The 21,736-nt window shown below is 71.4% G+C and carries 18 protein-coding genes; 10 read left to right on the forward strand and 8 right to left on the reverse strand.

Annotated features, from left to right (window positions below; genetic code table 11):
* Positions 1–1,012 precede the first annotated feature (1,012 nt).
* The 4 genes from GA0070617_RS03620 (at position 1,013) to GA0070617_RS03635 (ending at position 4,363) form a co-directional block, all read left to right on the forward strand.
* A complete protein-coding gene (locus GA0070617_RS03620) occupies positions 1,013–2,296 on the forward strand; it encodes an MFS transporter (RefSeq protein WP_091433903.1) in 1,284 nt (427 codons plus the stop codon).
* 83 nt (positions 2,297–2,379) lie between these two features.
* Entirely contained in the window at positions 2,380–2,661 is a 282-nt protein-coding gene (locus GA0070617_RS03625) for a hypothetical protein (protein WP_091433906.1), read from the forward strand.
* On the forward strand, positions 2,658–3,014 hold the full coding sequence (locus GA0070617_RS03630) for a ribbon-helix-helix domain-containing protein (RefSeq protein ID WP_091433908.1): 357 nt from the start codon (positions 2,658–2,660) through the stop codon (positions 3,012–3,014). The genes GA0070617_RS03625 and GA0070617_RS03630 overlap by 4 nt, the downstream gene beginning before the upstream one ends.
* Before the next feature lie 755 nt (positions 3,015–3,769).
* Positions 3,770–4,363: a hypothetical protein gene (locus tag GA0070617_RS03635; RefSeq protein WP_139135564.1), complete on the forward strand. Its 594-nt coding sequence runs from the start codon at positions 3,770–3,772 to the stop codon at positions 4,361–4,363.
* 110 nt (positions 4,364–4,473) lie between these two features.
* On the opposite strand, the gene GA0070617_RS03640 is transcribed toward GA0070617_RS03635, so the two are convergent.
* Both GA0070617_RS03640 and GA0070617_RS03645 read right to left on the reverse strand, forming a co-directional pair.
* Entirely contained in the window at positions 4,474–4,671 is a 198-nt protein-coding gene (locus GA0070617_RS03640; protein ID WP_091433912.1) for a DUF397 domain-containing protein, read from the reverse strand.
* Positions 4,664–5,542: a helix-turn-helix domain-containing protein gene (locus tag GA0070617_RS03645; protein ID WP_091433913.1), complete on the reverse strand. Its 879-nt coding sequence runs from the start codon at positions 5,540–5,542 to the stop codon at positions 4,664–4,666. Before GA0070617_RS03645 ends, GA0070617_RS03640 begins: the two co-directional genes overlap by 8 nt.
* Before the next feature lie 175 nt (positions 5,543–5,717).
* Between GA0070617_RS03645 and GA0070617_RS03650 the strand changes: the two genes are divergently transcribed.
* Together GA0070617_RS03650 and GA0070617_RS03655 are read left to right on the forward strand one after the other, a co-directional pair.
* Complete coding sequence (locus GA0070617_RS03650; protein ID WP_091433915.1) at positions 5,718–5,999, forward strand: hypothetical protein; 282 nt, start codon at positions 5,718–5,720, stop codon at positions 5,997–5,999.
* Positions 5,989–6,267 (forward strand): hypothetical protein, encoded by a 279-nt coding sequence (locus GA0070617_RS03655; RefSeq protein ID WP_139135565.1) that lies wholly within the window; start codon positions 5,989–5,991, stop codon positions 6,265–6,267. The genes GA0070617_RS03650 and GA0070617_RS03655 overlap by 11 nt, the downstream gene beginning before the upstream one ends.
* Before the next feature lie 18 nt (positions 6,268–6,285).
* Here the strand turns inward: GA0070617_RS03655 and GA0070617_RS31970 are convergent, their stop codons facing one another.
* From GA0070617_RS31970 to GA0070617_RS03685, 6 genes are all read right to left on the reverse strand, one after another.
* Entirely contained in the window at positions 6,286–9,024 is a 2,739-nt protein-coding gene (locus GA0070617_RS31970; protein ID WP_175440424.1) for a DUF6493 family protein, read from the reverse strand.
* Complete coding sequence (locus GA0070617_RS03665) at positions 9,021–10,544, reverse strand: SWIM zinc finger family protein (RefSeq protein ID WP_091433920.1); 1,524 nt, start codon at positions 10,542–10,544, stop codon at positions 9,021–9,023. Before GA0070617_RS03665 ends, GA0070617_RS31970 begins: the two co-directional genes overlap by 4 nt.
* Before the next feature lie 33 nt (positions 10,545–10,577).
* Positions 10,578–12,809 (reverse strand): SF1B family DNA helicase RecD2, encoded by a 2,232-nt coding sequence (gene recD2, locus GA0070617_RS03670; RefSeq protein ID WP_091433922.1) that lies wholly within the window; start codon positions 12,807–12,809, stop codon positions 10,578–10,580.
* A 199-nt stretch (positions 12,810–13,008) separates the two neighbouring features.
* On the reverse strand, positions 13,009–14,349 hold the full coding sequence (locus GA0070617_RS03675; protein WP_091433924.1) for an extracellular catalytic domain type 1 short-chain-length polyhydroxyalkanoate depolymerase: 1,341 nt from the start codon (positions 14,347–14,349) through the stop codon (positions 13,009–13,011).
* A gap of 78 nt (positions 14,350–14,427) precedes the next feature.
* Positions 14,428–15,219: a SigB/SigF/SigG family RNA polymerase sigma factor gene (locus GA0070617_RS03680; RefSeq protein WP_091433926.1), complete on the reverse strand. Its 792-nt coding sequence runs from the start codon at positions 15,217–15,219 to the stop codon at positions 14,428–14,430.
* Positions 15,220–15,458: 239 nt separating this feature from the next.
* A complete protein-coding gene (locus GA0070617_RS03685) occupies positions 15,459–15,644 on the reverse strand; it encodes a hypothetical protein (RefSeq protein ID WP_091433927.1) in 186 nt (61 codons plus the stop codon).
* A 392-nt stretch (positions 15,645–16,036) separates the two neighbouring features.
* On the opposite strand from GA0070617_RS03685, the gene GA0070617_RS03690 reads away from it, so the two are divergent.
* The 4 genes from GA0070617_RS03690 to GA0070617_RS03705 are packed head-to-tail and all read left to right on the forward strand — an operon-like array spanning position 16,037 to position 21,694.
* A complete protein-coding gene (locus GA0070617_RS03690; protein WP_091433929.1) occupies positions 16,037–18,028 on the forward strand; it encodes an alpha-L-fucosidase in 1,992 nt (663 codons plus the stop codon).
* Between the two features lie 27 nt (positions 18,029–18,055).
* On the forward strand, positions 18,056–19,126 hold the full coding sequence (locus tag GA0070617_RS03695) for a sugar ABC transporter substrate-binding protein (protein WP_091433931.1): 1,071 nt from the start codon (positions 18,056–18,058) through the stop codon (positions 19,124–19,126).
* On the forward strand, positions 19,123–20,664 hold the full coding sequence (locus GA0070617_RS03700; protein ID WP_091433933.1) for a sugar ABC transporter ATP-binding protein: 1,542 nt from the start codon (positions 19,123–19,125) through the stop codon (positions 20,662–20,664). The genes GA0070617_RS03695 and GA0070617_RS03700 overlap by 4 nt, the downstream gene beginning before the upstream one ends.
* On the forward strand, positions 20,657–21,694 hold the full coding sequence (locus GA0070617_RS03705) for an ABC transporter permease (protein WP_091433935.1): 1,038 nt from the start codon (positions 20,657–20,659) through the stop codon (positions 21,692–21,694). The genes GA0070617_RS03700 and GA0070617_RS03705 overlap by 8 nt, the downstream gene beginning before the upstream one ends.
* Positions 21,695–21,736: the final 42 nt, after the last annotated feature.

The following is a 21,736-nucleotide window of genomic DNA, read 5'->3' on the forward strand; positions in this document are numbered from 1 at the left end:
ATCGACCGCCCCGACCACCGCCGGACCGGGTGGCCGACGGCCACCGCCGATCCAGGTGGGCCGACGAGCACCGGCCAACCCGGGCCGTCCCCGACCACCGCCACCCCGGCGGTTGACCGAACGCCACGACGAAGGAGGTGACCCCCATGACCGCGATCCTCGGCTTCCAGGCCCTGTCGCCCCAGAACCCGCAGGCCGTGCCCCCGATCTCCAGCACCCTGAGCTTCGGCTGCAACTGCCGCTGATCCCCTCGCACGTCCCCGCTCCAGCCGGGCGTGCCGAGGCCCCCGTCCCCTTCGACACCCGCAAGGAGGTGAAACCGACATGAGCATCCTCAACCTGCAGGGCATGCGGCCGGAGGCCGCCCGCCAGGTGCCCCCGGCGCTCTCCAGCACCGTCAGCGTGCTGTGCAACTGCAACTGATCCACCAGGGTTCCGGGGCGGGCGTGACCTCACGCCCGCCCCGGCGGCCTTCGACTCGTCTGTCCCGGCGGCCTTCGACTCGTCTGTCCAGCCTTGCGCTGCTTACCCGTCCCGTCCCGTCCCCGTTCTTCTTGATCGACTCGGTTGAGCGGAAATGGCGGTAACCAAAGCCGTTCGACCCAGCCATATCGCCCCAACCGAGTCGATCAACGCCGCCGACTAGAAGATCTAGGAACAATTCGGCCCTCATGGGTGCCCTTTCTTTCCAAGATTCTCTAACCGGTGGCCGGGCTGCAGGGCGACAGGGCTGCAGGGCGCTAACCGGCGGCAGGGCGTGGCCGGCGACCGTGCGGCAGGGCGCTAACCGGCGGCAGGGCGCTTACCGGCGGCAGGGCGCTAACCGGCGGCAGGGCGTGGCCGGCGACCGTGCGGCAGGGCGCTAACCGGCGGCAGGGCGCTTACCGGCGGCAGGGCGTTAGCCGGCGGCAGCACGGCAGCGCGGTAGCTGGCGGTAGGGCTCCAGCCGGCGGGGGCGGCGAAACCAGATCCGTTCGCGTTCACTCGACGACCTGTATCCGGGGAGAATCCGATGTCGTCCACCGGTCTGCGCCACAACCGAGACTTTCTGCTCCTGGCCGTCGCGCGTACCTCGTCCAAACTGGGCGGTCAGATCACTGCCGTCGGGCTGCCACTGTTGGTGCTGGCGCTCACCGGATCGGCGACCGCCGCCGGTCTGGTCGCCCTCGCCGAGGGGATCGCACTGGTCGTCGTCCTGCTCCCCGCAGGTCTGGTCGCCGACCGCTGGGACCGCCGGGGCATCATGCTCGTCACCGAGGCCGGTTCGCTGGCCGGGCTCGCCGCGATCGGCGTACTCGCGCTCACCGGGCATGCCTCGGTGCTGACGGTGGCCGCGCTGGCCGCGGTCGTCGCGGGCCTCGGGGCCGCGCTGCAACCGGCGGCGGCCGCCGCCACCCGGGCCGTCGTGGCCGACCGTGACCTGCGCGCGGCCACCGTCTTCAACGAAACCCGCAACGGTACGTTGCACCTGGCCGGTCCGCCGTTGGGTGGCTTCCTGTTCACGGTCAACCCGGCGCTTCCGTTCGTTGTCGACGCGATCACCTCGGCCGTCGCGCTGGCCGCGGTGGCCCTGCTGCGGGGGCCACTCAAGCGACCAGGTGCCGGGCGATCTCGTCGGGAGGGTGGGGAGTCGCTGCCCCGGCAGGCGGTCGCCGGTATCCGGTTCCTGTGGGGGCGGCCGGCGCTGCGGTACACCCTGATCAGCAGCGCGGTGCTGAACTTCGCCTTCTCCGGGGTACTGCTGGCGATCCTGGTCGTCCCGGTCCGCAACGGCGCGTCGGGGCTCTCCGCCGGCATGATCATCTCCTGTGTCGGGCTCGGCGCGGTCATCGGCTCGCTGGTCGCCTCCTGGCTGACCGCCCGGATCGCCACCCGTACCCTGATTCTTGCCGTCTTCTGGGCCTGTGGCCTGCTCACCGCCGCGATGACCCTGACCAGCAACGGGTACGTCCTCGGCGCGCTGGCCGGGGTCTCCGCCCTGCTCGTGCCGGCGGCCAACATCGGGATGCTCACCACCCAGGCCCTGCTCACCCCCGACCATCTTCAGGGGCGGGCGAACGCGGCGATCAGCTTCCTGGCGATGGTGGTGTCACCGTTCGGGCCGGCGGTGGCCGGACCCCTGATCGACCGCGCCTCGGCACCGGTGGTCTTCGGCTTCTTCGCCGTGCTGATGCTCGGCCTGGCGGCGGCCACCACCGCCAGCCCCGCCGTGCGGAGCCTGCCCGACCTGCGCCACCTCGACCGGCCGGAGGCTCCCGGTCACGCCGCCGAGGAGGTCACCCCGCAACCGGCCTGACCAGTCACACGCCATCGCTGCCCCGGATCGATCAATTATCCCCAACAGAGTGCCACGAGCCGGTTCGTATTACACTGTCTTACGTGCCGGAGCGCGAGTATGTCTGGACCGAAGAGGGCCTTGCCAACGCCCGGAGCAACGCTGTGAGCGTCGAAGAGGCGACCGACGCTCTCTATGCCCCAATGGGCCTACGCTATGAACGTACCCTCGGTGACCTGCTGCTTCTTGTTATGGGCATGGCGGGCAGCGGGCGAGTTGTGGCGGTCCTGTGCGATCGGATCGGTGGTACCCAGACCCACAAGATCATTGGGGTGCGCGCCCTGCGGGGCGGCGATCTTGACGAGTGGAGGAGGCGAGTCCTGTGAGTGAACCCGAATTCGACCGGATGACCAAGGCTGAGGTCATCGATTGGTTCCAGAGCACCGACAGTCTGGCGCCGGTGTTCGACTCGATGACGCCCGGACCGGCCGCTCCCGCCGCACCAGAGGCACCCTTGATGCTGGTGAGCATCCGTCTCCCCGTCGCAATGGTCGAGCGGCTCGATCACTTGGCGGAGGAGTCTGGCGTTCGCCGGTCCGAGGTGATCCGAACGGCTCTGCACGAGTACGTGGCTACCCGGAGCACGCCGATCGGCCGGGACGAGGCGGAGCATGCCCTCGACGTGCTGCGACGCATCGTCCGGTCGCACGCCCCGGAGGGGCATGCCGACGCCGCGTAACCCGACATCGATCGTGCGACGTCCATTCCGACTGGCAGACGTGGGGCGGCACTGAACACCGGGGCAGCGCTGAACCCGGGGCGGCTGGTGTCCGTAGAACGATTGTCGACGATCCAGCCGGCCGACGGAGAGTGGGATGACGGCAGAGCAGCTACCCGAAACGGCGGGGCAGGCGCCAGCGATCGACCCGGCGCAAAGGCGCAACCCCAGGCGTACGGCCGCTGACGACGGTCGCGCCGAACGGCTGATGACCGCCCTCGTCCGGCAGCGGGACGACCAGGTCACCGGGACCGGATACGGCTCCGACCTGCCCAGCTACCGGCCGGACGTCCGGTCGGGTCACTTCGCCGCTGAGCACGGGTCGGACCCCGCCCCCAGCTATCCGGTGCCGGGTCAGCCTGGCTTTGCCGAGATAGCTCGGGCGACCGTCCCGTCGGGACCGGCCACCGCAGCCCGCGGGCCGCAGGAACCGCCGTCCTACTCGGCCGCCACCAGGCCCGCTTCGCCAGCACTCGGCACGGCTCCGCCCGGCGGCCGGAGCACGGGGCCCGCCCGTGGTGGAGCCGGCTGAGTGGCCAGACCGGGTGAGCGAACTGGTGAGCAGAGCCGCTCCGAGCCCGTGGCCGGATCCAGGGCACCGACCACGATCTGAGTTTGCTCAGACGGGTCGCCGCCGATGTGTCTCCGGCCACGCACGCCGAGCCGGTGGGACGTGGATCGAACCGAGACGCTTCACATCCGTAGAGCCATGGTCGATGACCCTGACCAGCGGACGGAGACCCACCGTGCCCGACGAAGCGACGACGCCCAGCAGCGGCCGCCAGACCCCCGAAGATTCGGGATGGTACAGCTACAAAGAGGAGAAGTACGGCACCCTGTTCGAAGAGGGCAACTTTCGCCAGTTCGCCCAGGAGTACCTGAACCTGGATGCTCGGCAGCGGCAGAATCCCCGCCGGGATCGGGCACTGAGCGACAAAGTGGCAGAGATGCGCAAGGTCTACCTGGAGGGACGCGAGTTCCACTATCCGGAGGTGGTGCAGGCCGAGTGGGTGCAGAAAGGTCAGCAGAACCTTCGTGACTGGGACCTGACGGAGCAGTTCCAGAAAATGTCCCTGAAGGGCCAGGCGGAGCAGGGGCAGGCGTCGTTCCAGTCGCTGGGGGGTGCGCTGGCGACGTCTTCGGCCTCGCCCGGGCCACAGCCCGGCACGTCTGTCGCTGCCGGTCTGACGTCACCCGGGGCCTCCAGTTCGGCCGCGCCGCGACCTCAGCAGAACCCGTCCGACCCCTCCGCCCCGGCCAGCCCGACGCCGCATGGCGGCCGTCCCAGCAAGCGCGCCAAGAAAAGCTGATCCGGCGGCCACCGTTCCCTGGTGCCGGAACGGCCGGTCGGTCGCGGGTGGCCGTCGTGGTCCACCCGCGACCGACCGGGCCGCGACGAACAGGTACCCGCCCCGGCGAGTCACCTCCCTGGCTGGGCCCGCTTCAGGTCGGTGACGAAGGAGCGCCAGGCGGAGGGTGCGAAGGTGAGCGCCGGGCCGGCCGGGTCCTTGGAGTCCCGTACCGCGACGACCCCGGGCAGGTTGCCGGCCCACTCGACGCAGTTGCCCTCGGCACTGCGGCTGCTCTTGCGCCAGGCAGCGCCGGTGAGGTCAGTCATCGTAGCTCTCCTTGATGATGGTGCCGATCAGGTCTTCCGACGCCCGTTCGTCCAGGGCGCGGTCCCAGAGCAGTTGCCAGGCCTCGTTGTAGTCGGCGATCTCGTTGGGCCGGTCCAGGTAGAGGCTGCCGGTCAGCGACTCGCAGTAGACCGTGCTGGGCTCGGCGGGCCGAGTGCCAAACGCCGGGAAGTCCAGCAGGACGAACGCTCCCGCTACCGACACCAGGTGCGGCGGGGCCGACAGGGGTAGCACCCGCAGCCGCACATTGGGTGCCTGAGCCGCGTTCACCAGGTAGGCGAGCTGATGCCGCCATGTCTCGATGTCGGCAAGCGGACGGCGAAGGACCGCCTCGTCGACAACGGTTTCGAACAACGGGGCAGCCGGGCTGCGCCGGCTCAGCAGCTTTTGGCGTTCCAGTCGCAGGGCGACCTTGCGGGCGACCTCCCGAGGAGAGCGGCCAGGTCGGGTGGCGAAGAGCGCCTCCATGTACTCCGGTGTCTGTAGGAGGCCCGGTACCAGGGACGGTTCGTGGTAGCGGATCTGGTGGGCGGCGGCTTCCATGCCGACGTACAGCTCGAACCAGCTCGGGATGGCCTCGCCGCACGCGTGCCACCAGCCCTTGCTCTTGGTTTCCCGGGCCAGGGAGACCAGGACCTCGGTCAGCTCCGGGGAGGTGCCGTACTGCTGGCACATCAGGGTGACGTCGTGGGTGCGCAGGGCGACCTGGCCGCCTTCGAGCCGGTACATCTTGGCGCGGGACCACTCCAGCGCGTCGGCCGCCGCCTCCAGGTTGATCCCGGCCTCCTCGCGGGCCTGACGGAGCAGGCGGCCGAGTTGGCGGCGCGGTACGGAGGAACCGGTGTCGGGCATGGCACCTCGTCTCGGGTTGCCGGTGCGGATGTCTCAACTGAGACACCATGCCAGCGACAATAACGCAGCGTCAATATCGGACCACGAATTGTGGTTGAAGACGTTGCGTGTCGCCGTGCGGCTGCCGGATGGTCACTGGCAGTGAGACTTCTGGTCGATTCTTCGGGAGGCAACGGTGGCGCGATGGAAGTGGTTCCAGCGGCGGGAGGAGCCGGTCGACGTGGTGGGTCCGGCGACCCGGTACTCCAGGCAGGACGGACAGCCGCGTGGCCGCCTGGTGGTGAAGGCGAGCCATCCGGTCGTGGACCAGCCGACGGCGGTGTACCCGCAGGCGCGGCCCCTGCTGACCCGGGCCGGCTGGTGGCGGTCGAGCCGCTGCGTGGCCACCACCCGACGCGACGGCGGCACCGCCCGGCGCGGCGACGGCGCGACCCGGGAGGAGACCGGTGAGCGCTGAGCCAGGCGTGACCGACGGTGCGGCCGAGCGGGTACGGGCGGTACTGGCCGAGCTGCCCCCGGTCGAGGTGGCGAGCGTGCCGGAGGTGCTGGTGCTCGACGGCGACGAGGGGCCGATCGGCTGGGCGGTCGTGCTGCCGGAGGGGGACATCTGGATCATCAGAGACTCCCCTCGGGTGTTGACCCACTGTTCGGACGTGTCGGTGCTGGTGAGCTTCTGGGCGGCGGTCTTCGACTGTGAGGTGGGCCGGCCGACCGTCCGCCGCTGACCGGCCGGCCCACCCGGGTCAGGTGGTGGCGAGTGCGGTACGCAGGCGGCGGGCCTCGGTGACCAGTCGGCTGGAACCACCCCGGGCGGCGACCTCGGCCAGGCCGGGCACGTCGAGACGTACCCCGGTGGTGGTGGCCGTCTCGGCGGCCAGGGTGAGCAGGTCGGGCAGGCCCCGTGGGGCCTTCTGCGCGGTGAGCAGCGCCGGCAGGGCGGCGGCGAGCAGCCGCCACACGGTCAGCGGGGCACCGGCCAGGACGGCGTCGCGCAGCGGCTCCACCGCCCGGGAGAGCTTCACCCGCTCCCCGGCGACCAGCCGGCCCAACTGTTCACCGGTGCCCACCGGGTCGAACTGGCCGGCACCGGCCAGGGTGAGCAGGGCGTCCAGGGTGGCCACCCGGTCCGCGCCGTGCCGCGCGCCCAGGCCGTAGGCGACGGCGAGGTCGAGGGCCACCCCGCCGGGGCCGGTGCTCTCGGCCAGCAACGGCAGGACGGCGGTGCCGTGCTGCTGGTCCATGTCGGCACAGGCGGCCACCATCGGCAGGGCGGACGCGGCGACCACGCCCCGGTGGCCGGGCAGGACCGACGGCCACAGGTTCGGCCAGCCGAGGTCGTCCGCCTCCACCACGATCGGCGCGGGGTCGGCGGTGAGTAGCGCGTACGGGTCGGCGTACCCCTCGGGTGGGCGCAGTTCGACCAGGATCCGTCGGCTGGTGAGCTGGTCGTACTCCCAGTCGTGTTGCTTCTGGCGGTCCCGGCGCACGGCGGTGGCCTCGCGCATCGTGGGCTGGGGCAGCCCGCCGCCGCGCAGCCAGTCGGCGAGCCGGTCGCCGGCCGGGGTGCCCAGCGCGGCGGCCTTGGCGGCGACCGCCTCCTCGACCTCGGTGGGCAACCGCAGCAGGGCCTGGGTGAGGTCCCAGTGCCCCGGCTCCCGCGCACCGAGCGCGGTCAGCCGCTCCAGTAGGGCGAGCGGGTCGAGGCTGCCGTTGGCCGAGGTGGGGGTGGCCAGCAGGCCGGGGTGCCCCGGATCGTTGACGTGTACGCCGATCTCGGTGATCCGGGCCCGCAGCAGCCGGTGCACCGCCGGCACCCGGGGATTGGTGGCGACCAGCTCCGGCGTCCCCCGGTCGGTACGGCGTACCGCGGCGAGCAGGGCCTCCCACCGGCTGCGCCGTTGCGGTTGCTGGTCGGTGCCGGCGGTCTGGAACACGTCCACCACCACCTCGCAGAGGCAGAGCGGGTCCCACTGGTGCAGGCCACTCCAGGACCAGTGCCGGCGTTCGATCACCGGGGCGAGGGTGGCGTGCACCCGGGGCGCGTCGGCGGCGGTGAGCCGGACCAGTCCGTCGAGGACCCGGTCCAGCGGGGCGCCGTGGCCCCGGGTGCCGAGCAGGGCGGCGACCTCCTCGGCCAGCTCGTCCACGTCGGTGATGGGTGCCGGGGCGGGAGCCGGCGGCGCGGGCGGCGGCAGGTCGTCACCGCGCGACCGGAGCATCGCCGCACCGCCGGCAGCCTCGGCACCGGCCGCGCCACCCGGACCGGAAGCCGCACCCGGACCGGAGAGCCCACCCAGGGCGGAAGTTCCACCCTGGGCGGCAGCCGGATCGAGGCCGTGCCTGGTGGCCAGGGCGGTCGCCCGGTCCCGCAACTCGACGGCGGGATGCTCGACGGCGACCGTGATCACCTCGGCGATCTCGGCCGACCGGTCCCGGTGCGTCTTGCGGGCCAGCTGGTCCAGCCAGGTGAGCTGCGCCTTGACCAGGGATTTGTCCGGGCGGTGGAGCACCTGCCGGGAGGCGTCGAGGACCGACTCCAGCGGCAGGTCGGGCAGCTGTCGCAGCGCCTTCTGGGCCATCGTGGCGACCGGGGCCGGTGCGTCGGTGAGCAGCCGGAGGTAGTCGGTGCTGCGGGCGGTCACCTCGGCGGCGGTCGGCTGTAGCTCGCCGAGCAGGATGACGAAGGCGCGCAGCGCGCCGGGTCGGTCGCCGCGCAGCAACCGGCCGAGGGACCCGTCGACCAGCAGGGGCCGGTCGAGCACCCCCTCGGCGGCGAGGGTGGCCAGGGCGGTCGGCAGGGCGTGCCGCTCCTCGGTCTCCCGGTCCCGACCCACCAGGTCGTAGGCGAGCTGCGTGCCGAGACCGTCCACCTCGAAGATCCGGGGCAACATGGCAGGCAGGAAGGGATCCTGGCGCAACCGTTCGACCAGGGGTGCCCGGTGGCTTCGCTGGCCCCGTTCGGGGAACTGCACGCTCTGCAGCCAGAGCTGCACCGACCGCTCGTCGGTGGGTGGCGCGAGCCCTTCGGCCCGCAGCAGGGTGGCGACGAACCGCCAGCGCTCGACCCAGGTCTGCTGAGTGAACCGGGCGGCGATGCGCTGGGCCAGGTCACCGAGCCAGTCGATGCCCCGTTCGGTGGCGACCTCGCGGACCAGCGCGGCGTTGCGCTCGCCGTCGAGCGCCACCGTCCGCCGGCCGAGGATCGCCGCCGCCTTGGCGGCGGTGGGCAGGCAGCCGACCACGGCCACCGCGAGCGCACCGCCGGTACCGCTGCTCCACCACTGCGACCGGTCCCGTTCGCGCTTCCTGACCCAGCCGGTCAGCTCCTCGCCGATCTCCCGTCGGCGCTGCTCGGGCAGGCCGGCCAGGGCGTCCACGATCGGTCGGGCGGCGGCCAGGGTGATCAGTTCGAACAGGTCGGCGGTGCCACTGGCCAGCAACTGCCGGTGCCGGCGCTCGGTGGACATCGTGGCGGCGCTCATGCCCGCTCACCCATCAACTCGGTCTCGGCCTGCTCGTGGTCGGCCTGCTCGTGGTCGGCCCGGTCGGCAGTCGGGTCGTTGGTGAGCAACATCCGGGTGGCCAGGGCGTGCCGGCACGGGCCGCGTTGCCCCCGGTGTTTGGCCCACCAGGGACAGGTGCAGGTCAGGCTGCCGTCGGGCAGGTGCCGCACCCGGTAGACCTGCTCACCACTGCGGACGGTCGCCGCCGCCAACGCGGCGGATCCGCCCGCGACGCCGCCCGCCGCCCCGGCGGTGCCGGCACTGCCGGCAGTGTCCCCGGTCCCGCCGGCACTGTCGGCAGTGTCCCCGGTCCCGCCGGCACTGCCGGCGGCGTCGTCGTCCAGGGTCACGGCACCGGCTTCGAGCAGGGCCCGCGCGCCGACCAGGCGGGGATTGTCCCGCTCGGCCCGGCCCGCGTCGTAGGGCATCACCCGGTGGAAGTACGCCGCCTCGGCGACGTCGTAGCCGACCCGGCCGGCGGTGCCGAGCTGGGCCAGGGCGCCCCGGACCCGGGTGGGGTCGAGGCCGGCCTGGCCGGCGAGGTGGTCCACGTCGACGGTCGGGTCCCAGGAGAGCAGGGCGGAGATCAGGTCGGCGTCGTCGACCACGTCGTCACCGGCGAGCGCGGTCAGGGCGGCACCCTCACCGGAGAAGCCACGGTACGGCTCGGGGGAGAGGGTCAGTGACAGCCGCAGCGCGCCGGTGTCCAGCTCCCAGGTGCTCGGCACCGGGGCGGAACCCGGGGCCACCGTCGGCCCGTACACCCGGAGGGTCTTTGCGAAGCGCAGCATCGGGCGCAGCGCGACGAGCCGGCTCGCCCCGGCCAGGCAGACCGCGCCGGGAACCGGACGGGAGGTCAGCCGCAGGCTCCGCCCGGCCGGCACCACCCAGAGCACCGCCCGGTCGTTGCCGGCAGGTAGCCGGCGCAGGAACGCCGCCGCCTCGGTCGCCGGGATCTCGGCGCGGGGCTCGAACCGGGCGGCGAGCACCTGCACCTCGGCGAAGCCGCGCAGCCAGCGCACCGGCAGCGGAACCTTCTTCTCCACCACCGGACCGTCCAGCGTGGACACCGTCAGGTCGTCGGGGCCGACCGACAGGTGCAGCGGGTCGAGGCCGCCGACCCGGGCCAACGCCTCGCGCAGCGGATTGTTCACGTCGACGTTCGTGGTGCCGTGCTCGACCACGTCACCGTCGAGCCCCTCGGGCAGCGCGTCCATCCGGGCGTACACCCCGCAGCAGCCGGAGAAGGACTCGAACCGCAACCGGTCGCGGCTGCCGGTGACCACCGGGTCGAGGCTGGCCGGGCTGACCGGCCGGTGGTAGCGGGTGCGGGCCACCTCGGCCACCGCCAGCAGGCCGACCGCCGCCGCGTGCGGGGTGGTCAGGAAGCCGTCGAAGAAACGGGGATTCGGCGCCGGCCCGCCGCTGGTCTGCAGGGCCAGGCCGTCGCCCGACAGGGCCGAGGACCCGAGATACCGGTACGTCTGAACTGCGCTCACGTCCGCAGAAGCTAGAGCAGACCCCCGACAGAATCAGTCCGCGGCGGTCAGCCGGTACGCCAGCGCGGTGTGCCGACGGCCCGCCCCGACGGTGCGTACCGCCGCCGCCAGCGCCCGCCGGGAACCGACCAGCACCACCAGCTTCTTCGCCCGGGTGACCGCCGTGTAGAGCAGATTGCGTTGCAGCATCATCCACGCGCTGGTGGTCAACGGCACCACCACCGCCGGGTACTCCGAGCCCTGCGACCGGTGGATGGTCATCGCGTACGCGTGGGTCAGCTCGTCGAGCTCGTCGAAGTCGTACTCGATGGTCTCGTCCTCGTCGGTGCGGACGGTGAGGGTCTGCTCCTCGGTGGAGAGGGCGACGACCACGCCGAGGGTGCCGTTGAAGACCCCGGCCTGCCCCTTGTCGTAGTTGTTGCGGATCTGGGTGACCTTGTCGCCGACCCGGAACACCCGCCCGCCCATCCGTCGTTCCGGCTGCCCCTCGCGGGCCGGGGTGAGCCGTTGTTGCAGCAGCGTGTTCAGCGCGCCCGCCCCGGCCGGACCCCGATGCATCGGGGTGAGCACCTGTACGTCCCGGCGCGGGTCCAGGCCGAACCGGGCCGGGATCCGGGTGTACGCCACGTCGACGGTGAGCGCGGCGGTGGCCTCGGTGTCGTCGCAGGCGAAGAGGAAGAAGTCGGTCATGCCGTCGAGGGTCGGCGGCCGGCCGGCGTTGATCCGGTGCGCGTTGGTCACCACCCCGGACTCCGCCGCCTGCCGGAAGATCCGGGTCAGCCGGACCCGGGGCACCGCCTCGGCGGCGAGCAGGTCCCGCAGCACCTCACCGGCGCCGACCGAGGGCAGCTGGTCCACGTCGCCTACCAGCAGCAGGTGCGCCCCCGGCGGGACCGCCTTGACCAGCTTGTTCGCCAGCACCAGGTCGAGCATGCTGGCCTCGTCGACCACCAGCAGATCGGTGTCCAGCGGGTTGTCCCGGTCGTGGGCGGCGTCCCCGCCGGGGCGCAGCTGCAGCAGCCGGTGCACGGTGGCGGCCGGGTGTCCGGTCAGCTCGGCGAGCCGTTTCGCGGCCCGGCCGGTCGGCGCGACCAGGGTCACCTTCGCCTGCTTGGCGGCGGCCAGCTCCACGATCGACCGGACGGTGAAGCTCTTGCCGCAGCCGGGCCCACCGGTCAGCACCGCCACCTTCGAGGTCAGCGCCAGCCGTACCGCCTGCTCCTGTTCGGTGGCCAGCTCCGCGCCGGTGCGGGCCTTCAGCCAGGCCAACGCCCTGGTCCAGTCGACGGCGGCGAAGTGCGGCAGCCGGTCGGCGGTGCCGCGCAGCAGCCGCAGCAGTGAGTTGGCCAGGGACTGCTCGGCGCGGTGGAACGGCACCAGGTACACCGCCTCGACCGGCCCGCCGTCGCCGGCCCGGCCGGTGGGGACCGCCTCGGCCGGCAGCGTCTCGCGGACCACCCCGTCGGTGTCGGCCAGGTCGTCCAGGCAGGCCGTGACCAGCTCCGCCGGCACCTCCAGGATCTTCACCGCGTCCGCGATGAGCTGCGGTACGGGCAGATAGCAGTGTCCGTCGTCGGTCGCCTCGGACAAGGTGTACGCCAGTCCGGCCTTGACCCGTTCCGGGCTGTCGTGCGGGATGCCGACGCTGCGCGCGATGGTGTCGGCGGTCTTGAAGCCGATGCCCCACACGTCGGCGGCGAGCCGGTACGGCTCCCGGGTCACCACGTCGACGCTGGTGTCGCCGTACTGCTTGTAGATCCGTACCGCCAGCGAGGTGGAGACCCCGACGCCCTGGAGGAAGAGCATCACCTCCTTGATCGCCTTCTGCTCCTGCCAGGCGGCGGTGATCTTCGCGGTGCGTTTCGGCCCCAGCCCGGGGACCTCGACCAGCCGGGCCGGCTCCTCCTCGACGATCCGCAGGGTGTCCAGCCCGAAGTGGCCCACGATCCGCTCGGCGAAGACCGGCCCGATCCCCTTGACCAGCCCGGATCCGAGGTACCGCTGGATGCCCTGGACGGTGGCCGGCAACACGGTGGTGTACGAGTCGACCTCGAACTGCCGCCCGTGGCGCGGGTGTGACGACCACCGTCCGCGCAGCCGCAGACTCTCCCCGGGCTGCGCCCCCAGCAGTGCGCCGACCACCGTCAACAGGTCGCTGCCGCGCTCGGTGGCCACCCGGGCGACGGTGAAGCCGGTCTCCTCGTTGACGTAGGTCAACCGCTCCAACACCGCGTCCAGTACGGCGGTCGACGGGCGGGCGCTCACCCGCCCATCCTGCCGCCCGACCGTCCGCCGGCCCCGCCCGGGTGCAGCTTTGGCGACAACTTCCTTGTTGTAGTGGTCTCGGGCGGGTGGGTGGGGACAACATCCAGGAAGCTGCGGAACAACTGTGACGGCGGTTGCCCGTGGCGTCAGGTAGGTGTCACGAAGGGAGACGGTGCCGGGGGGCGTGAGCGGAGCGGGCTCAGGTGGTGGTGCAGGTGGCGCCGTTGAAGGTGAAGGCCGACGGTCGGCCGGTGTTGCCGGTGTGGGTGGCCTGGAAGCCGAAGCTGACCGAGGCCCCGGGGGCGAGCGCGGCGTTGTAGGACACGTTGCGGGCGGTCACCGCGCCGCTGGTCGGGGCGATGGTGGCGTTCCAGCCGCTGCTGACGCTCTGCCCGGCCGGCAGGGTGAAGGCCAGGGCCCAGCCGTTGACCGCGGTGGCGCCGGTGTTGGTGACGGTCACCTCGGCGGTCAGGCCGCTGTTCCAGGCGTTCACCGCGTACCCGACCCGGCAGGCACCGGCCGACGGCGGCGTGGTCGGCGGCGGCGTGGTCGGGGGCACCGTCGGCGGGGTGGTCGGGGGCGTGGTCGGCGGCGTGGTCGGGGGCACCGTGGGCGGCGTGCTGCCGTCGAGGCCGAAGAAGCGGATGGCCTGGGCGGCGTCGACCGGCAGGTTGTGCCCCACGCCCTGCATGCTGATCGCCTCGACCGGGGCGGTGCCGCCGGAGCCGCCGTACCGGGTGCGGGTGTAGCCGGCCTGCGGGGTGTCGGTGTACGTCGGGGTCTGGCTCAGGCCGTGCAGGTTGGTCCACTGCTTGATCTGCTCACCGAAGTTCGGGTACCGCAGGGTGTCGTCGTTGGTGCCGTGCCAGGTCTGCATCCGCGGGTGGGGGCCGGTGTAGCCCGGGTACGCGTTGCGGACCAGGTCGCCCCAGGCCTGCGCGGTCCGGGTCACCTGCCCGTTGGCGCACTCGCTGTTCCACTCCGAGCCGTTGGTGGTGGCGAAGCAGCCGAACGGCACCCCGGAGAAGGCCGCTCCGGCGCTGAACACGTCGGGGTAGAGCCCGAGCAGGACGTTGGTCATCATCGCCCCGGAGGAGATGCCGGTGGCGAAGATCCGGGTCGGGTCGACGGCGTACCGCTGCCGGACGTGATCGATCATGGACTTGATGCCGACCGGATCGCTGCCACCGTCGCGGCGCAGTGCCTGCGGCGAGGAGACGTCGAAGCACTGGCTGCTGCGGGTCACCGACGGGTAGACCACGATGTAGCCGTACCGGTTGGCCAGCTCGTCGAACTGGGTGCCGTTGTACATCGCCGGTCCGGTGCCGGTGCAGTAGTGCACGGCGACCACCAGCGCCGGCCGGGGCGCGACGTTGTCCGGCACGTACAGGTACATCCGCAGGTTGCTGGGGTTGGTGCCGAAGTTGGTCACCTCGGTCAGGGTGGCCGCCGAGGCGGGCGCGGGGACCGTCACCGCCACCAGCGCGGTCAGGACGGCGGCGAACACGGCAGCACACAGCACTCGGGCTTTCACATCCATGAGTGTGGATACGAGTGTCGGGTTTGGCAAGGGCCCGCGTGGCCGGGGGGCGGCAGTTGGCCGTCGAGCTGGCGGCGGCTAGGCGTCCAGGCGGCGGCGCAGCGTGGCCAGTGACCGGGTGATGAGCCGGGACACCTGCATCTGGGAGACCCCGACCTGCTCGGCGATCTCGCTCTGCGTCAGGTTGCCGTGGAAGCGCAGGTCGAGGATCCGGCGCTCGCGGGGCGGCAGGGTGGCGAGGGCCGGGCCGAGCGCGATCCGGCTCTCGGCCCGCTCCAGCTCGTGGTCGTCGACGCCGATCGTGTCACCGAGCTCCTGCGTGCTGTCGACACCGGTCGGCGTGGACAGTGAGGTGGCCCGGTAGGCCATCGCACCCTCCAGCCCCTCCAGGACGGTCTCCTCCGACACGTCGAGGTAGGCCGCGATGTCGGCCACGGTGGGCGAACGCTGCAACCGGTGGGTAAGGGTGCTGTTCGCCTCGGAGATCGACAGCCGGAGTTCCTGTAGCCGGCGGGGCACCCGGATCGCCCACGTGCGGTCGCGGAAGTAGCGCTTGACCTCGCCGAGGACGGTCGGGATGGCATACCCGGCGAAGTCGATGCCCCGGGCGGGGTCGAAGTTGTCCACCGCCTTGATCAGCCCGACGGCGGCGGTCTGGTCCAGGTCGTCGTCGGGGACCCCGCGCCCCGAGTAGCGGCGGGCCAGGTGGCGGGCCAGTGGCAGCCACGTCTCGATGGCGCGCTCGCGCAGCGCCGAGCGGCTCGACTCGTCGAGACCCGGTGCGGCCATCGCGGCCAGGATGTCCTCCGGGCGGTCGGTGGTGGGGACGGCTGGCTGGGTGCTCGACTTCTGCGTGCAGGTGGTGACCATGGTTGGTCCCTCCGCAACTGCCCGTGGCGGATCGACCGGAGGATCTCCGAAACCGGCGTTGGCCGGAAGCGCACCGACGGGCGGGGTGCGCTTGTCGCGGTCACGATCGCGGGCGGCGTCACCGCGTCATGTCGTGCACTGCGCACGCTACCCGAAAAGGTGGCCACCGGATAGCCGAAAGGGTGAGTTTGAGCAGGTGGATGTGGTGGGCCCGGTCACTCCGTGGCGGGTCCGGTCGGTCAGTTGCCCCGGTCCCGGCGCTTGCCGGTGGCCGTGGCCGGCAGCTCCGGGCCGACCGCGAAGGGGTGACGCAGTCGACGCATCGCCTCCTCGCTGCCGTCGAAGCTCACCTTCGCCTCGTCGGCCCCGTCGAGGGTGGGCGCGGAGAGGAACAGTGCCGGCACCTGATCGCCGTTGAGAGTCATGCAAGTCCTTTGCTGGGAAGCGGAAGCGCTTCGAGGTGCGGGAGGAACCAGCCGCCCGACATGGTGCGGCGCGGCGTGCGAGCCGGACCCGCAGGCCTGGTCGTGGTGTCCCGGTAGCGGGCGACTGCCCGTCGACACCGACCATACCCGCCCGCCACCACCCTTGATCGCCCCGGCACGACACGATGCGAAGTCGTCAGATGTCCGTCCACGTGCAGGAAACATGCTCGAGGCGGCGAGGGACGGCCGGTGGCCAGATCCCGTGATTCTTCCGGCATTCACGCATTGACGGCAGGTATCGAAAGCCTTTAACGTCTGATGTCTGGACTGCCGGGTACCACCACCCACCCCCGGTAAGTACCACCACCAACCCCCGTACTGGAGGGATTGCCATGTCCCGTCCCGCGATCTCCCGACGTTCGCTGCTGGCCGCCGCCGGCGCGACCGGTGCCGCTGCCGCCGTCGGCGGCCTGATCCGTCCCTTCCCCGCATCCGCCGCCATCCCCGGGCCGACCAGCTACTCCGAGAACTGGGCGTCGGTCGGTCAGCACCCGGCCGCGGCGGAGTGGTTCCAGGACGCCAAGTTCGGCATCTACTACCACTGGGGTGCGTTCAGCGTCCCGGCGTTCGCCAACGAGTGGTACCCGCGCAACATGTACAACCCCGGCTCGGGCGAGAACAACCACCACCGCAACACCTACGGCGACCCGGCGTCCTGGCCGTACCACAACTTCATCAACGGGGCGAACGACCGGTCGGGGCGGTTCGTGCAGTTCGCCCCGCGGCTGCGGTCGGCCGGCGGCAACTTCGACCCGAACGAGTGGGCGCAGCTCTTCGTCGACGCCGGCGCCCGCTTCGCCGGGCCGGTGGCCGAGCACCACGACGGCTTCTCGATGTGGGACAGCCGGGTCAACGAGTGGAACTCGGTGGCCCGGGGGCCCCGCCTCAACCTGCTCAAACTGCACACCGACGCGATCCGCGCGCGCGGGATGAAGGTGTTCGTGTCGATGCACCACGCCTTCAACTTCACCGGCTTCTACCAGTGGGCGCCGCAGCAGTCCGACCCGAGCCTGCGCAAGCTCTACGGGCAGCTCGGCACGGCGGCCCAGGAGCAGCTCTGGTACGACAAGCTGCGCGAGGTCATCGACCAGTCCCAGCCGGACATCCTCTGGCAGGACTTCGACCTGCGCCGGATCAGCGACGCGCAGCGGACGAAGTTCCTGGCGTACTACTACAACCGGGCCGTGGCGTGGGACAAGGAGGTCGTCGCCACCTACAAGGACGGTCTGGAGCTCGGCGGCGCGGTCTACGACTACGAGCGGGGCGGGCCGGCTGAGATCCGCCAGCCGTACTGGCTGACCGACGACAGCATCAGCAGTTCGAGCTGGAGCTACACCAACGGCCTCGGCTACTACTCGCTGCCCCAGATGCTGCACTCGCTTATCGACCGGGTGAGCAAGAACGGCACGATGGTGCTCAACATCGCGCCGATGGCCGACGGCACCATCCCGTCGGGTCAGCAGACGCTGCTGCGCGGCATCGGCGACTACCTGCGGCGTTTCGGTGAGTCGATCTACTCCACCCGGGCCTGGAGCATCTTCGGCGAGGGTCCGACCAAGATGGGTGGTGGCTACTTCGTCGCCCCGGTGGTCGGCACCCCGCGGGACATCCGGTTCACCCGCAGCAAGGACAACCGCGTGCTGTACGCGACGATCCTCGGCTGGCCGGGCAGCACCGTGAACATCACCACGCTGGCGTCGAACCGGATCAACCTCTCCTCGCTGACCGGCGTCCAGCTGCTCGGCTCGACCGCCGGCAGCTACGTGAACCTGCCGACCCGTACCCAGGACAACGCCGGCCTGCGGATCACCCTGCCGTCGGCGAACGCGCCGTTCAGCGCCACCGCCTACGTGGTGAAGTTGACCTTCAGCGGTGCGATCCCGTCTCTCGGTGGTGGCCCCGCCGTCCCGTCGACGTACCAGCGGATCACCAATGTGGTCAACGGCCTGGCGCTGGACAGCGGCGGCAACGTCGCCTCGGGTTCGCCGCTCAAGCAGTGGAGCTGGGACGGCAGCGTCAACCTCCAGTGGCAGCTCGTCGACCTGGGCAGCGGATACTACCGGATCGTCAACCGCGCCAACGGCATGGTCATCGACGGATTCGGCCAGACCGGCAACGGGGCCGCCGCCCAGCAGGCCGCGTGGAACGGTGGCAACAGCCAGCAGTGGCAGCTCACCGACCAGGGCAGCGGGCGCTACCGGATCGCCAACCGGGCCACCGGGCTGGTCCTCGACGGCGGTGGGCAGGTCGCCTCCGGCTCGACGGTCAAGCAGTGGAGCTGGGACGGCAGCAACAACCTGCTCTGGACCCTCACCGCGGTCTGATCCTTCGCCGATTCCAGGAGTGTGGCAATGAAACGTAAGGCTCTGCTGAGCGCGGGACTGACGCTGGTGCTCGGTGCGACGGCCGTCCTCGGCGCCGGCTGCGGCGAGGACGCCGGCGGCTCGACCGGCTCGGGCGGTGCCGAGCTGCTGGCCGGGGTGGACTACCCCCGCTCCGACACGGACTTCTGGAACTCGTACATCGGGTACGTGCCGCGGTTCGCCGACGAGATGGGGGTCGAACTCAAGACCACCAACTCGCAGAACGACATCGCGAACCTGATCTCGAACGCCCAGACCTTCATGAGCCAGGGTGTCAAGGGCGTGGTGATGGCCCCGCAGGACACGGCCGCCATCGCGCCCACCCTGACCCAGCTCGAAGACCGCAAGATCCCGGTGGTCACCATCGACACCCGGCCGGACACCGGCAAGGTCTTCATGGTCGTGCGCGCCGACAACCGCGCCTACGGCACCAAGGCCTGCCAGTTCCTCGGCACCAAACTGGGCGGTCGGGGCAAGGTCGTGATGCTCCAGGGCGGGCTGGACTCGATCAACGGCCGGGACCGCACCGAGGCGTTCAACGAGTGCATGCGCAGCAACTTCCCCGGCATCACCGTCTTCGGTGAGGCCACCGACTGGAAGGCCGACGTGGCGGCGTCGAAGCTGCAGACCAGGTTCGCCTCCGACCCGGACATCAAGGGCGTCTACATGCAGTCGTCCTTCGCCCTGTCCGGCACCCTGCAGATCCTCAAGCAGCGGGGCCTGCAGGTGCCGCCGAGCGACCCCCGGCACGTCTTCGTGGTCTCCAACGACGGCATACCGGAGGAGCTGAAGAACATCGGTGACGGTCTGATCGACGCCACCGTGAGCCAGCCGGCCGACCTGTACGCCCGGTACGGTCTGGAGTACGTCAAGGCGGCGATCGAGGGCAAGACCTTCCAGCCCGGCCCGACCGACCACGGCAGCACCATCATCCAGGTACGCGAGGGAATGCTGGAGGACCAGCTGCCGGCGCCGCTGGTGACGGCGGACGGCGCGCCGATCGCCGGCGAACCCACCGTGAAGTTCGACGACGCCTCGCTCTGGGGCAACAACGGATGAGTGTCGGCGCACACCACCCGTCCGGCGGGCCGGTCGGCGACGACCGGCCCGTGGTCGAGGCCGTCAACATCAGCAAGCGTTTCGGGTCGACGGTCGCCCTGGCCGGGGCGGGCATCACGGTCCGCCGGGGCGAGACGCACGCCCTGGTGGGGCGCAACGGCGCCGGCAAGTCGACGTTGGTCAGCATCCTCACCGGGTTGCAGGCCGCCGACGACGGCTCGGTCCTCTTCGACGGGCGTCCGGCTCCACCGCTGGGCGACCGCGACGCCTGGCGGCGGCGGGTGGCGTGCGTCTACCAGAAGTCGACGATCATCGACACCCTCACCGTGGCGGAGAACCTCTTCCTCAACCGGCACGCCCGGGGCCGGGCCGGGTTGATCGGGTGGTCGAGTCTGCGTCGCGAGGCGGAGCGGTTGCTGGCGGCGTGGTCGGTCGAGGTCGACGTGCGTCAGCCCGCGGCGACGCTCTCGGTCGAGCAACGGCAGTTCGTGGAGATCGCCCGGGCGCTCTCCTTCGGGGCCCGGTTCATCGTCCTCGACGAGCCGACCGCCCAGCTCGACGGCGCGGGCATCAACCGGTTGTTCGCCCGGATCCGCCACCTGCGGGCCCAGGGGGTGACGTTCCTGTTCATCAGCCACCACCTGCAGGAGATCTACGAACTCTGCGACCGGGTGACGGTGTTCCGGGACGCGCGGCACATCGTCACCGCCCCGGTGGCCGAGTTGAGCAAGCCGGCGCTGGTCGCCGCGATGACCGGCGAGGACGTGACGATGCCGGTGGCCGACCACCGATCGCTGCCGACCGACGCGCCGGTGCGGCTCGCCGTGCGGGACCTGGTCACCTCCTCCGGTGCCGAGGTGTCGTTCCAGGCCCGCGCGGGTGAGGTGGTCGGGATCGCCGGCGGCGGCGGCAGCGGCAAGGTCGAGGTCGCCGAGGCGATCGTCGGTCTGGCCCGCCGGGTGGGCGGCACCGTGGTCGTCGACGGTCGGGCGCTGCGGTCGGGCAGTGTGCCCGACGCCCTCGCCGCCGGGGTCGGGCTGGTGCCGCAGGACCGGCACCGCGAGGGGCTGGTGCCGTCGCTGTCGATCGCGGAGAACGTCACGATGACCGTGCCGGGCCGCATCGAGTGGCGCGGCCTGATCTCGCCGGCCCGGCGGGACGCCCTGGCCCGCCGGGCCATCGCCGATCTGGCGATCAAGGCGGCCGGCCCGCAGGTGCCGGTCGCGGACCTCTCCGGCGGCAACCAGCAGAAGGTCGTCATGGGCCGGGCACTGGCCAGCGATCCGAAGCTGCTGGTGCTCGTCACGCCGACCGCCGGCGTCGACGTGCGCTCCAAACAGACCCTGCTCGGTGTGGTCGAGGACGTCCGCCGCCGGGGCACCGCCGTGCTGGTGGTCTCCGACGAACTCGACGACCTGCGGATCTGCGACCGCGTGCTGGTGATGTTCCAGGGCCGGGTGGTCGCCGAGATGCCGTCCGGCTGGCGTGACAACGAGCTGGTAGCCGCGATGGAAGGGGTGGATCTCCACCATGTCTGAGACGCTCTCCACCACCACGGCACCGGCGGCGGCACCACCACCGCCGCCGGCCGGGTCACGGAGTCTGGCCCTGGCCCGGCTGCGGGACCTGGCGCTGGTGCCGGCGATCGTGGCGGTCGCGATCGTCGGGTCGATCGTCAACCCGGTCTTCCTCAGCTCCGACAACGTCATCAACGTGCTGCAGAGCATGTCGGAGATCGCCGTCCTGGTGCTCGCCCAGACCATCGTGCTGATCACCGGCAAGATGGACCTGTCGCTGGAGTCCACCTTCGGACTGGCGCCCGGCATCGCGGCCTGGTTGGTCGTGGATCCCGCCCTCACCCGGGGACTCGGGCTCGGTGCCCTGCCGGAGGCCTGGGCGGTCCCGGTCGTGCTGGCCGTCGGTGCCCTGGTCGGAGCCTTCAACGGGCTGCTCATCGTCCGGTTCGGGCTCAACGGCTTCATCGTCACGCTGGGCATGCTGATCGTCCTGCGCGGGTTGCTGACCGGCATCTCCGGCGGCCAGACCTTCTTCGCGTTGCCGGAGTCGATGACGTACCTCGGCTCCGCGACCTGGTTGCGGGTGCCGGCCTCGATCTGGGTGTCGTTGCTGCTCTTCGCGGTCGGCGTCGTGGTGCTCGGCTGGACCCGGGCGGGCCGTGCGCTGTACGCGATCGGGGGCAACGCGGACGCGGCCCGCGCGGCGGGCATCCGCACCGACCGGGTGCTGTGGATCGCGTTGGTGGTGGCCAGTCTGCTCGCGGCCCTGGCCGGTCTGCTGATCAGCGGCCGGTTGGCGGCGGTGCCGGCGGCCCAGGGCAGCGGCGCGATCTTCCAGGTCTTCGCGGCTGCGGTGATCGGTGGCGTCAGCCTCAACGGCGGCAAGGGGAGTGTCTTCGGCGCGTTCACCGGCGTCCTGCTGCTTTTTATGATCATCAACGTGTTGACCCTGGCCGGGGTGCCCGCGCAGTGGACGAACTTCCTCAACGGCACCGTCATCCTGGTGGCCCTGGTGGTCTCCCGAATCACCGGAGGCAAGTCGCAGAACTGAGGTGGACCGGTCCAACGGTAAGCAGCTGTTCGATTCTCCAGG

The organism is Micromonospora yangpuensis (assembly GCF_900091615.1).
Lineage (GTDB): Bacteria > Actinomycetota > Actinomycetes > Mycobacteriales > Micromonosporaceae > Micromonospora > Micromonospora yangpuensis.